The following is a 12375-nucleotide window of genomic DNA, read 5'->3' as shown; positions in this document are numbered from 1 at the left end:
TTGTGCAGTGCGCAGGCGGATGGTGATGGTCCTCGTCGCGGTTCTGATCGGAACGTCCGGCTGTCACCAGGGCGGCGGCAGATGGAAGCCGCCCGCACCCGGGCAGGCGGCCGTGCTCCTGAATCCCGGGCAGGGTTCACTGGCGGAACGGGCCTTCGGCGACTTCACCGGGACCATTGCCGCCGGACGCGACGGCAGCGTGTACGGGCTGGACCAGTACTTGGTGCGGGTGACGCCCGACCGTAGGGTACAGACCGTCCTCTACGAGGACCAGGTGGGGCAGACCTATGGCGGCTTGGCGGTCCTCCCTGACGGTTCGCTCGCCTTCGGAAGCGGCACCGTCCTGAAGAAGGTCACCGTCGACCAGGAGGGGACCGTCAAAGTCTCGGTTCTGGCCGGTGCGACGGGCAGGTCCCGCACGCCGACTCGGGCCGTTCCCCGGACCGCGAACGCGGCCGCCCACCATTTTCGCGGCGTCCCGCTTCCGCTCGGCGTACGGCCGGACGGCTCGCTGGTCATCGGGGACGGCGACGTCGTCTGGGCACTCGCGAAAGAACGGCTCACCCGTCTCTACCAACTCCGCCGACCGTACCGGGCCGCCACGAATCCGCGGCTGGTCGAAACAGCCATGGACGCCAAGGGGACGGTGTATCTCACCGCCTACTACGACGCACCGAAGAACAGGCCGGCTGCGCCCTCACCCCGCATCAGCGATGTGATGACGATCCGAGCGGACGGCACCGTAGGACGACTCGCCGCTCCGGCACGGTCCGCGGGGATCGCAGGCGTCCTCACCTCGATGCCCGCCTACACGATGGCGGGCGATGGCGCGGACGGGCTGTACATCCTCACCGGCGACGACCGCGCGAACTACGTCGTCCACGTCCACGCGGGAACGGCAATGGTCGTCGCACGCCACCTCAACGGGAACAGAAGTGGATGCCGGATGCCCTCGCACCCGGTGGACGCCATGAATCTGCCCTGCGACCTGCCCTGGAACATAGCCGCATCCCGGCCGGGCAGCCTGGTCATGGCGGGGAACGCCGGCGGACGGGAAGGAGCCGACTCCATTCTCCAGATCGCAGCCAAGTGAACCGATGACTCCGGTCCAGGCAGCGAACCGGCGATGCGCCGTCCACCGGGTGACACCGAACTCGCCGGACAACTGCCGCCAGGTGCATCCGCTGGTCAGCACGTACACGACCGCGGTGAACACCGCCCGATCACTCACCGCCGCCCTTGCCTCCGCGCTCGGAACGCCGGTATCAGCGGCTCGGGAAGCTCCCACAACTCATCCGGCACCAGACGCAACGCAAGATCTGACGACACGATCCCGCATTATCCGCAACCCACGTGGGACACTTTCAACTGCACTATCACCTACTATTGCGTCATGTCGCTCGCAGTGCGCTGGATTCGGCTCCTCATGGTGGTCTCAGCAGCCGGCTTTGCAGGCGCGGCCTACGCAATCCGTGCCGCGATGGACGGGCCTATCGAACAGTATTCAGGCGCCGCCTTGTCCGCGGCCATCGTCTACACGATAGTGATCTGCATATGGCCGCCGATTTCACCACTGTCCGCTGGCAGTGCCACGATCGCATACTGCTGGTTCATCGAGTTCGCCCAGCTCACCCCCATACCTGCGGCACTCTCCCAACGCAGCTGGTTCGCGCGGCAGCTCCTGGGCGCCCGGTTCGACCTCATTGATGTTGCCTGGTACCCCGTCGGCGCCATCCCATTGATCGCCGCGCATTGGTTCCTCCGGGCCCGCACACGTTCCCGAACCGACTCGCCACGAAGTTCTTCAACGTGCCGACCCGAGGGATCGCTGTACGACCCTTAATCAGGTCCCGGACCGTCCCCGTTCCCAACCCGGCGTCCGCGGCCAAGCACTGCACCCCTTGCGGATACCGAGCGGACAGCACAGCCAACTGCTCGGCAAGGTCCTGGCTGGTCCGGATCCGAGCCGGGTTGATGGCAATTATCCACACCGTCCGGCCGTTCGCAAACACTCGGTTCCACACCTACATCCATAGCCCCGGCCTGGCCATACCTTCGAATCAGCGGTTATCGCTGAACCGTCTCGAACCCGTACACCGGCCGACGCGACCGTGTTGTCACCAGCCCCTCAGCCTGGAAGGACGCCACGGGGAACCACGCCGCTCGCGACCGCCACCCACGCCAGCCGGAAGGAAACGGCCCAGGCGTCTTCGTCCCCCAACACGTGATCGCCGCGACGATCTGCCTCATGCTGGGCCTGACGACCGCAATGCATCTTCCCGACGGCGGGGCAGCCGGTCGGCGCCAGCATCGAGGCCACCGGACGCGGCCTCGCGCTACACGCCCTCTGGCACGAACGACACCATGCCTGAACAGCACCCCGACCCCTCGGTGGAGGCCACGTCCCGCCACACGATCGCCTCGAGCCGTGCCGAGTTGCCCCCGGCTCTTGTGACGTCATCGCACCCAGGAACTTCACCTTGGGTTCGTCGAGACCGGCGGGCGCGACAGCCCGGCAGGATGCTGCGTGAGCAGCACAACTGTCGCCCGCCTGTTCCCCCTCAGGCGAGGTCAGAAGAATCGAGGGAAGCTAGATACCAGCGCGCAAATCCGGCTACCTTTGGTCTGCCCGAAAACCGGCCGCTAAGGATTGTTGTGAGCAAACCCGCCATACGTCTCGGCGCCAGCGTGCTGACCCTAACTGCCCTCCTCGCAGCGTCTGCGTGCCAGGACGGGGGGAAGACCGACACCACGTCCGACCCGAAAGCCGGCCTGCCGGTCGCAAGTTCCACGCCGTCGGCGCCCAGCCCGCCGCCTCCGTCGCCCTCTTCGACCGCGGTGCCCAAAACCACCGAGGCCGCGATCGCGCGTTATGTGACCGTGCTGCACGCGCTGAGCCGAGGCGACCTGAAGACCGTGTGCGTCATTGCTGGGCCGGCAGCAAAGAAGGCCGAAGCCGAAGGATTCGGGAAATGCCGGACTACCTTCGCCATCATGCGGAGCATGTTCTCCGACTCGCAGTTGAGTGCATTGCGGAGCGCCACCATCAACAAGACGAGGGTGACGAGGCGGGCCAATGGAGACGTGGACATCCCGACGCGCGCCGTGGTCTCCAGCGCGAGGTTCACCGAGCACGACCTGGGCGGTGTGACGCTGTCGTACCGGCATGGCAACTGGTTCATGATCGACTGAGGACAGGCGTTTCCACCAGATGGTCGCCGCGCGGCGCCGTCCCGATTCAGTGGCCGATCTGGGTAGCGCCCGCCCGCTGTTGTCCACGCGCGACAACCCTGCGCGCCGGGCGGGGTGAGGCCGTGGACGTCGCCGACGTGGTGGCCTCGATCACTCGCAGGCGCGCTGATCAGCTCCCAATGACACCCAGCCGCTGCGTCCCACGTCGTACGGTCGGATGACCGCCTTCACCTTTCGGTTTGTCCCGGTTACGGTCTGGAAGGCCCTAGCGACCCGAGTCGCCAGCTCCTGCAGCGCTTCTTTGGTCCGTGCTTCGTGCTCCCACAGATCAACGTTGATCCTGGTCGTCACGGCGTCGAAGGAGTCCGGAGCCATGACAGGGACAAGGTCGATTTCGTGATCGTTTACCTGAAGTTCCGGCATGCTCGTCAGAGCGCGTCTGACAGCCTCCGCGATGTCGGGCAGCGGATCGGATTCTTTCAGGTTAAAGATCGTTACCTGTGGCATGGGCAATCTCCGGTGGGTGATTCGGAAGAGCCGTCAAGACCGCAAGACAAGATCGTAGCGACGATTGGCGAACGGACTGGACCGGTTCGGCGGCTTCATCTGCCGCCGCGATCCGCACGAGCCGCTGCGCTGGCAGTACACCCGGCAGCGCGGCGGCCTCCGCTCCACCCTCTTGACCTGCGCGACAATCCCTTTCCGGCGCATTCCGGCCGTACTCCAGGAGCGGCCGTCGGCCGCAGCCGCACGCGGTCGGCTCCGATCGGCCACCACATCCACCTCGGCCCGCTCGGCACATCCCTGCTGCCGTACAAGGTGCCGCGCGTCCTGCTCATCGACTAGCTCGACAAGCGGCTCCATGACAGCACTCGCCGCACAGATCGTCGTCCCCCTGCTAGCCGCCGTACTCAACGCGGCGGTAACTCTTCACGTGGCCCGCGCAAGCCAGCTGCACCGGGGCCCGACTCGGCCCCGGACGGTACCGGCGCCCACCCGAGTCCGGCCGTAGCGACAGGTGCGAGGCCATGCCGGTCGACAGCCCGCTGGGCCGCCTTCCCGTCGTGTCGTCGAAGCCGACAATGCCTGCGCAAGGTGCGTCCACAGACCGTCCGCGGCTGCAGGCTGCGCGCTCTGGCGGTGGACCCTGTCATTGAAGATCCGGCGGATCACCGCTTGGCGGCCGTGGCGTACCAACGTGGCTCATCGTCTCGTCGCGGCACACTCGGACCTTGCCCCCGGGTACGTCTCGCTGAGCGAGAAGGCGCCGGAAGCAATCGGTGTTGTGAAATATCGTCCCGCTGGTGGTGATCCGACAGCAAACGTTCCCTGCCCTCCTCTCGCCCGGCAAGATCGGGCCCCTCGCGCTGGCCAACCGAGTGGTCCTCCCCGCGATGGACATGAACCTCTGCGAGGACGGCGAGATCCACCAGGCCGATATAGACCACTTCGCGGCCCGCGCCAAGGGCGGCACCGGGATGATCATCACGGGCTGCTGCGCCGTCGCCTACCCGGCGGGCTGCACCAGCCGCAAGGAGCCGGGCCTTTCCGAGGATCGGTTCATCCCCGGCCTCAAGGCGCTGGCCGACGCGGTCCACGAGGCCGGCAGCAAGCTGTGCGTGCAGATGGTGCACCACGGCAAGGTCGCCCGGATCGACACCCTCGACGGACGGCCGCAGCTGGTGCCGTCCGTCCCGAAGCCGCCCGGCGACATGAGCGCGATGATCGACTGCACTCCCGAGGAGCTCGGGAAGATGGCCGCGATCCAGGAGGGCAAGAAGGCCGCCCACCATGAGGCCACCCACGAGGACCTCGCGTGGCTGGTCCGGATGTTCGCGGAGGCGGCGGACCGTGTGAAGGCCGCCGGTGGCGACGCCGTCGAGATCCACTGCGCCCACAACTACGTGCTCGGCGGCTTTTTGAGCCGCTACTCGAACCAGCGCACCGACGAGTACGGCGGGTCGCTCGAGAACCGGGCGCGGCTGTCGTGCGAGGTGATCCGCGCGGTCAAGGAAGAGGTCGGTGACGGCCTCGCCGTCATCGTGCGTCTTTCAGGCCAGGAGTACGGCGAGTCCGAGGGGCTGACACCCGACGAGGCCGCCAGTGCCGCCGCCCTGTTCGAGCAGGCGGGCGCCGATGCCATCCACGTCACCGGCACCGCGCTGAACGCATTCGCGAACTTCACCGATGGCCCGCTGCCCAACACGGTCGGCTTCTACACCGCCAACGCCGCGGTCGTGAAGCGCGCGGTGTCGATTCCGGTCATCACCGTGGGGCGCATGCTGCCCGACGTCGGCGAGCAGATGATCGCCGAGGGCCACACCGATTTCGTCGCCATGGGCCGCCAGCTGCTGGCCGACCCCGGCCTGGTCAACAAGCTGAAGGCCGGCTTCAGCGAGCAGATCCGGCCGTGCATCAACTGCTATGTGTGCGTGCAGGAGAACTTCTGGGACGCCACCCCGCTGTGCGCGGTCAACCCCGCGTTGGGCAACGAGACGCTGCTGCCGTTCCCGCGCACTTCGGCCCCCAAGCACATCGTCGTCGTCGGTGCCGGACCGGGCGGCATGGAGACCGCCCGTGTCGCCACCGAACGCGGCCACCGCGTCACCCTGCTGGACAAGACCGATCGTCTCGGCGGAACGCTGTGGTTCTCGACGCTGACCACTCCGGACAATGAGCGCCTGCTGAAGTGGCTCAGCCAGGAGGTGCGGCGGGCCGGTGTCGACGTCCGGCTGAAGACCGAGGCCACCGCCGCGACGATCAGGGCCCTCGCGCCGGACGCCGTCGTCGTCGCCACAGGTGCTGTGCGCGGACGTCCGAGCGTGCCGGGCGGCGACCTGCCCCATGTGCATACCGGTGACAGCCTGCGCGGCCTGATGACCGGCACCGGTGACGTCTCGGACCAGTCGCTGTTCCTGCGGGTCGCCGGCAGGCTCGGTGGTCTCGCCGGTATCACCAAGAGCCCTTCCAGGATTCGCGACCTGAGCCGCAGGTTCCTCAAGTTCCTGCCGATGAGCAGGTACGTCGTCGTCATCGGCGGATCGCTCGTCGGTCTCGAACTCGCGGAGTTCCTCGCCGAGCGCGGCAGCCGCGTGACCCTGGTCGAGGAAGGCCGGCAACTCGGTGTGCCGATGGCGATGCCCCGCCGCTGGACCGCCGTCAAGCACGCTAAGGAGCTGGGCGTGAAGATCCACCGCAACGCGACCGTCGAGCGCATCACCCGCAAGACCGTCGAGTTCACTGTCGAGGGCAAGTCGCACTCCGCGCCGGCGCGCATGGTCGTCGTCGCGTCGGGCGTCTCGGCGGCGGCGCCGCTCGCCGACGAACTGGCCCAGAGCGGTATCGAGGTCCACCTCGTCGGCGACGCCGACGAGGTCAACTACATCGAGGGCGCGATGCACTCGGCGTGGAAGGTGGCCACCGCGATTTGATCGCGGTCGATGCCGGCCCCCGAAGCCCGTCTCGGGGGTGTGTGTTACGGCTGCTCGCCGGCGATGTTCGTCGCGGTGATTGCACAGGATGCTGGTGCCGATCGGGTTGCCGCCAGCGGGGTAGGTGGTGCTACTCGGGGCCTGCACCCGCCGAAAATGTTCAGGTGGACGATTTGATCCATGTTGCTGGGCCTGGAATTTCCGGGCATCGCCGCCTGAGGGTGTCAACTTTCGATTTTCGGGGTCACCTGGTTCTTGTCGGTCTGGTCTCCAGAGTGACGCGCGTGCTCGTGCCATGGACTATGACTCCCTGTCCCTTCTTCATAGTTGCCGGTCCACCGTTGGCGGTGACCATGGCCGAGTCGCTGGTGACGCGGGCGCGCCTGGCTCTTTCGCTAGCCGCCCTCCTGTACTGCCGGCCGCCCTGACCGCGTGCAACACGAACTGCGAGGGCTCGATCTGCTGTACAGAACGGTGCGTACGTGGCGTGCCACACCGGTCGACAGCGGCCCCGTAAGGGATGTGTCGGCGTGACCGGGCGGGGTGGGTGGCAGTGCCGTCAGTGCATGCTGAGCGCGTCGACGCGGTCCATGAGGTCGGAGTACTCGCTGTCGGCGTCGTCGATGATCTCTTGAGGTGTGCGCGCCTGGCGGGTTCCGAAGTGGTCTTCGGCGATGCGGGCGATCTGGGGTTGCGGGTCGGCGTCCCAGTAGGAGGCTCCGAAGGTGATGGCCTCGTAGGGCCCGATGCCGTCCGCGAGCAGGTAGAGCAGGTCGCGCAGGTTCGGTGCGACGGGTCCCATGGCGCCCTCGCTCTCAAGGAAGACCACGGGCTGCTCCTCGACAGGGCGTCCCTGGTGGACCAACCAGAAGGCCGCCAGGCCGCCACTGGCGTCCTGGCCGAACACCCGGAACTCTCGTTCGGCCGCGGGGTTGCCGGTCCACGCGTGCGGCCCGCCGAAGGTGAAGTGGTCGCGCATCTCGAAGTTGATCTCGCCGAATCCGTGCACGGCCTGGTGGTCGTGCAGTGCACGCAGGGCAGCGGGGAAGGGCTCGTCGACGCCGGGTTCCGGCCAGGACGGGTACTCCCGCGCCGGCGCGGCGGCCAGGACCGCATCCGCTGACTTCAGCAGTTCAGGATCGTCCTCGTCCCGCTCGTTGAGCGTCAGGAGAAACCAGATGAATCGGCCGTCGTCGTGATAGCGCGCCTCCAGGGTGCTGCGCTCGTCGCGGCGCAGGACATGGACGATGTTTCCGTACTCCTGGACGCTGCTGTGCAGTGCTCGTGCGCGCACCTCGGGCTCGGGCAGCACCGTGCTGAGGCCGTCCCCCATCGGCAAGGGGTAGTTCTCCCTGATCCACACCTTGGTGAGGTAGCCGAGCAGCGGGCCGCGCCCCCGCACCCTGATCGAGGGATAGCAGCCGGGCACGCGCGCGGTCGCCTGGTAGGTGAGCGCGAACCCGTGCGCGTCCGAGCCGGTCGGAGAGATGTCCTCTCGGTCGGTGAACGCGGGAAGGGGTTTCAAGGGGTAGTTGCGGTGCAGCTCGATCAGGCGCGGGTCGTCGGTGCGGCGGCCGAGCAGACCGTCGAGCAGTTCGAAGGAGGGCGATTTGATCATGCCGGAAAGCTACCGCCCGATCCGGACACATCTCGCGGTCCGAACACGGGGGTGCCGGCGGCCGCGCCGGCGAGGGTTGTGCGCAGATCTTCGGCCTACCGAGCCACCCCTGCTGCTTGGCCTCGGAGATCCGGGCCTTCAGATCGCTTCCATGGAGCGTGGCCGACAGCCTGTGGGAACTGATCGAGCCGCTGCTGCCGAAGGTCGAGCGCCGCGAGTGCCACCCGGGCCGTAAGCGGTTGGACAACCGCAGGTGCTGTGCAGGATCTTGTTTTGCTGCGCTGCGGGGATCCCGTGGGGGTTCCCCGCTCAGGAACTGGAGTGCGGTTCGAGCATAACGTGCTGGCCCGCCTTGCCGAGTGGCATCAGGCCGGGGTGTGGGATCGGCTGCACCGTCGTCTGCTGGAAAACTGCATGCCGCTAGCCGGCTTTAAGCACCATGTGCTGACCGACGGGCATGGCCCGCGCTCGCCCTGGCGATGACCGGCGGCAACCGCAACGATGTCACGCGCTGTTGGCTCTGCTGAATAGGGTGCCGCCCATCCGCGGCCGGGTCGGAGACGCCCCGGCGACTGCTGGCCGACCGCGACAAATACCGCCGTCTGGTCTGAGGCAAGGGAATCTAGCTGGTCATCGCTCGCCGCGGCGCCCCGCACGGGTCTGGCTTGGGTGTCCACCGCTACGTCGTCGAGCGCCTGCTGCACTGGTTTCGCCGCTTACACGTCCGCTGGGAGCAGCCTCGACGACATTCACGAGGCCTTCGTGACCGTCGCCGCAGCCATCATCTGTTGGCGACGCCTCATCCGCTGATGCTCGGCGCTGGTTTGGCCGGTCATTCGGCTTCAGCCGTCGCGCTGAATCGGTGAGCGAAACACATCTGTTGCGGGCACGCTCAGAGCAGACCGAAGTTTGTGGCTTCATTCCTTCTCCGCATTGGAGGCGTCGATGAAGCATCGCGTTCTTCTGGTCAGCACGGCCGCCGGGGCGTTCCTGCTCGGCGGCACGGCGACGGCGACGGCGGGTGAGCCGCCGGTGCCCGACGAGGTGGAGACGGCGTGGGTCGCCGGTCACCTCATCACCCTGTACGTCGACACGCCGGACGCGGCGTCGTCCGGCCCGAGCGGCGCGCGGCCCGACGCCGACGTGTTCCTGGTCGCGCCGATGGACCCCGCCCATCCGCTCGACCCCGGCGCGGTGATCCCCTCGCCGCCCGCGCCCGCGCCGATCGTCGTACCGGTGCACGACACGGTGCTCGACCGCCCGACGGCTCCGTCGGACTGCTTCGGCGTCCAGGTGCTCGCCGCTCCCGGCGCCGGCGGGCGCGTGCTGACGCGTCCCGACCCGAACGGCGGCGCGACGCTGGCGTGGGCCGTGGTGGCCGGCGGGCATCGCGTGCGGCTGACGAGCGGTCCGGTGATCCGGTGGGCGGCCCGGCGCGGGCTGGTCGTCCTCGACCGGTCCTGGCCGGGGTACGGCGGCACCTGCTGGACGGGCGCCTGGCGTCGCTGACCTGCGCGTCCCGTTGGGCGGACCGCGTTCCTTTGCCCGGCGGCCGGGCCGGTCGACGATGAGGCGGCTGCGCAGCGATCACCGACTCTCTCCCCCCAGGAGGACGAATGCGCAAGGTGCTCATCACGTTCGCGATGGCGCTCGCCGGCGTCGGCGTCGCGGTGTCCCCGGCCGCCGCCGCGACCACCAACGTCTACTACGAGACCGTCGCGGACGGGGACACCCAGTTCATCCCCGCCTGCACCCCCGGCCCGGACAACCCGACCTGCGACCCGCGCGGCGCGGGAAGCAAGCTCATCTCGACCGGTTCGCTCGCCTACACCCAGGGCGGCGCGACGGTCGGCTCGGTGCACACCGAGTGCACCACGACCAGGAAGGTGGGCAACGACTACTACGGTTTCTGCACCGACACCCTCACCACGCCGGAGGGCAGGTCCGTCTCCGTCGGTGAGATCAACGAGAGCGGGCTGGAGCGCTACGAGGCCCAGCACCTGGCGCTCACCGGCGCCCGGGGCTGCCTCACGGTGCAGCAGGTCGTCTACCCGAACGTCTTCAAGCTGACCGTTCAGAAGTCCTGATCCAGGAGTAGAGCGGCCGGGCCTGCGATGGCCCGACCGCTCTCGCTTGTCAGCGGTGGCCCATGGCCCGGCGGACGGCGCCGGCCAGGGCTTCCGGGTCGAAGTCCGGAAGGACGGCGGCGAGGTGGCCGTCGGGCCGGACGAGGTGGACGGTGTCGGGCCCGGCGTCCAGCGCGGTCCCCACGACGCCGGTGGTGTCGATGGCGTCGAGCGCGTAGGAACGGACGGGCAGGCCGTGCACCTGCTCGGCGATCTCGGCGCACCGCTTCTCGGTCCGCGTCAGCGCGATGAGATCGGTTCCGAACAGCCGGCGCAGCCGGGTCTCGCGGCCGCCGACGGTGCAAGGAGCGTCAGGACACAGCACGCCGGGCAACGGCGGGCGGGCGGCTCCCGCGATGCGCGGGAAGTCGCCGACGGGCCCCGTCGGGGTGGTGAGCGGCGAGTCGAGGTACCAGTACGGTTCGGCGAGCTTGCCCGAGTCGATGCGGGTGCGCGCGGCGGGGTCGGTGACTGCGGCTTCGAGCGCGGCCAGCCGACGGGCCTTCTCCTCGGCGGTGTGCGGGACGAGGAACTCCATGGTGCGGGTAGTGACCACCAGGTTCTCCCCGGATGCGGCGCGGCGTTCGGTGTCGTAGCTCGCGAGTAGTTCCTCCGGTGCCCGGCCCCGGCGGACGAACGCGATCTTCCAGGCGAGGTTCTCGGCGTCCTGAACGCCGGAGTTCAGCCCGCGCGCGCCGAACGGCGCGTACAGGTGCGCTGCATCCCCCGCCAGGAACACCCGGCCGCGGGCGAAGGTCTCGGCCCGCCGCTGGTGGAACCGGTAGGCGGACGCCCAGACGACCTCGTACGGGACGTCCCCGGTGATCTTCCGGATGCGGGTGTCGAGCGCGCCGGATCCCCGTTCGGCTTCGAGGTCGTAGTCCGCGGGCACCTGCCAGTCGATCCGCCAGGTGCGGTCAGGGCACTGGTGCACGAGGACCTGGCGGCCGGGGTTCCATTCGGGGTCGAAGTAGAAGCGGCGCTCGTTGGGGAACGGCAGGTCGGCGCGGATGTCGCAGATGAGGAACTGGTCGCTGAACGAGCGGCCGGGGAATCCGACGCCCATGAGCTGCCGGATCGTGCTCTTCGAGCCGTCCGCGCCGACGAGATGTGTGCCGCGGACGACGACCCTGGCGCCGGCGGTGGCCGCATCGGCCTCGACGCCGGTCTCGTCCTGGTGGAGGCCGATGACCGGGTGCCCGTATCTGATGTCGATGAGCGGTTCCGCGTCGGCGAGGTCGAGGAGGTACCGTTCCACCTCCGCTTGGGAGATGTTGATCCACGGGGGCACGGTGCTGCGTCCCGAGCCGGGGAACGTGACGGCGAACAGCTCGGTGCCGCGGTAATAGGTGCGGCCGGTCGTCCAGGTGACGCCGCGTTCGATCATCTTCTCGGCGCAGCCGACCCGGTCGAACACGTCGAGGACGTCTCGCTGGAAGCAGATCGCCTTGGACCCTGTCGGGTCCCGCCGTGCGGCGGCCTCCAGCACGATCGTGGGGATCTCGAAGCGGGCCAGCAGCAGTGCCGTTACCAGCCCGACCGGCCCGGCGCCGACGATGACGACCGGATCCGTCTCGTTCCTGCCCATCGTCATGCCTGCAGCTCGTCCCAGACGGCCCGGTCGCGTTCGGCGGTCCAGATGACGGGCCGCTCGATGCCCGACAGCTCGTCCCACAGCCGCGACACATCGAACGGCAGACAGTGCTCGAAGATCGGCCACCGCCCATAACGCGGCTCCAGCTCCCCGTGCACCGCCTCGAACGCCTCCTTGAGCGTCCCGCCGCGGCCCTGGACGGCCGTCACCTCACCGATCATCACCTGCAGGAAGTGGCGGGTCTGGTCGATCGCCGCGTCCACCGCGTCCCGGCCCACCGCGACCGAGCCGCGTCCGCCCACCAGCGCCTCGGCGCCCAGCGCCGCCACCCGGTCCAACGTCCCCGACGCCCAATCCCGATGGAACGCATCCCCGGTGTAAAGGGCCGCCTGCGCCTCCACCAGATCACCGGCG

Annotated in this window: 10 protein-coding genes and 2 pseudogenes; 7 read left to right on the top strand and 5 right to left on the bottom strand. The window is 68.5% G+C overall.

Features of this window, described 5'->3' with window-relative positions:
- Window positions 1-25: 25 nt before the first annotated feature.
- Entirely contained in the window at window positions 26-1093 is a 1068-nt protein-coding gene (locus tag J4709_RS53170) for a hypothetical protein (protein WP_232383361.1), read from the top strand.
- 24 nt (window positions 1094-1117) lie between these two features.
- Here J4709_RS53170 and J4709_RS56130 read toward each other — a convergent pair.
- Window positions 1118-1231: pseudogene (locus J4709_RS56130) on the bottom strand (transposase); the annotation flags it as partial.
- A gap of 162 nt (window positions 1232-1393) precedes the next feature.
- Between J4709_RS56130 and J4709_RS11535 the strand changes: the two are divergent.
- A complete protein-coding gene (locus J4709_RS11535; RefSeq protein WP_208240018.1) occupies window positions 1394-1843 on the top strand; it encodes a ribosomal maturation YjgA family protein in 450 nt (149 codons plus the stop codon).
- Between the two features lie 812 nt (window positions 1844-2655).
- Window positions 2656-3192 (top strand): hypothetical protein, encoded by a 537-nt coding sequence (locus J4709_RS11530; protein ID WP_208240016.1) that lies wholly within the window; start codon window positions 2656-2658, stop codon window positions 3190-3192.
- A gap of 150 nt (window positions 3193-3342) precedes the next feature.
- On the opposite strand, the gene J4709_RS11525 is transcribed toward J4709_RS11530, so the two are convergent.
- On the bottom strand, window positions 3343-3699 hold the full coding sequence (locus J4709_RS11525; RefSeq protein WP_208240014.1) for a hypothetical protein: 357 nt from the start codon (window positions 3697-3699) through the stop codon (window positions 3343-3345).
- Between the two features lie 797 nt (window positions 3700-4496).
- Here J4709_RS11525 and J4709_RS11520 point away from each other — a divergent pair.
- Entirely contained in the window at window positions 4497-6623 is a 2127-nt protein-coding gene (locus J4709_RS11520) for an NAD(P)/FAD-dependent oxidoreductase (RefSeq protein ID WP_208240012.1), read from the top strand.
- A gap of 559 nt (window positions 6624-7182) precedes the next feature.
- Here J4709_RS11520 and J4709_RS11515 read toward each other — a convergent pair.
- Window positions 7183-8241 carry a hypothetical protein gene (locus J4709_RS11515; RefSeq protein ID WP_208240011.1) on the bottom strand — a complete coding sequence of 353 codons (1059 nt, stop codon included), beginning with the start codon at window positions 8239-8241 and terminating at the stop codon, window positions 7183-7185.
- Window positions 8242-8562: 321 nt separating this feature from the next.
- Here J4709_RS11515 and J4709_RS56125 point away from each other — a divergent pair, with 321 nt between their 5' ends.
- The 3 genes from J4709_RS56125 (at window position 8563) to J4709_RS11500 (ending at window position 10328) form a co-directional block, all read left to right on the top strand.
- Window positions 8563-8724 (top strand): hypothetical protein, encoded by a 162-nt coding sequence (locus J4709_RS56125; RefSeq protein WP_372442063.1) that lies wholly within the window; start codon window positions 8563-8565, stop codon window positions 8722-8724.
- Between the two features lie 462 nt (window positions 8725-9186).
- Complete coding sequence (locus J4709_RS11505) at window positions 9187-9750, top strand: hypothetical protein (protein WP_208240009.1); 564 nt, start codon at window positions 9187-9189, stop codon at window positions 9748-9750.
- Between the two features lie 107 nt (window positions 9751-9857).
- Entirely contained in the window at window positions 9858-10328 is a 471-nt protein-coding gene (locus tag J4709_RS11500) for a hypothetical protein (RefSeq protein WP_208240007.1), read from the top strand.
- 49 nt (window positions 10329-10377) lie between these two features.
- Here J4709_RS11500 and J4709_RS11495 read toward each other — a convergent pair whose 3' ends face one another.
- Both J4709_RS11495 and J4709_RS11490 read right to left on the bottom strand, forming a co-directional pair.
- Entirely contained in the window at window positions 10378-11961 is a 1584-nt protein-coding gene (locus J4709_RS11495) for an FAD-dependent monooxygenase (protein ID WP_208240006.1), read from the bottom strand.
- Window positions 11958-12375: pseudogene (locus tag J4709_RS11490) on the bottom strand (MBL fold metallo-hydrolase); the annotation flags it as partial. The gene J4709_RS11495 and the pseudogene J4709_RS11490, both read right to left, overlap by 4 nt.

Origin of the sequence: Actinomadura violacea (assembly GCF_017573465.1) — a bacterium.
GTDB classification, from domain to species: Bacteria; Actinomycetota; Actinomycetes; order Streptosporangiales; family Streptosporangiaceae; genus Spirillospora; species Spirillospora violacea.
Note: the sequence above shows the minus strand (reverse complement) of the source record. Positions and strands in the feature narration are given on the sequence as shown.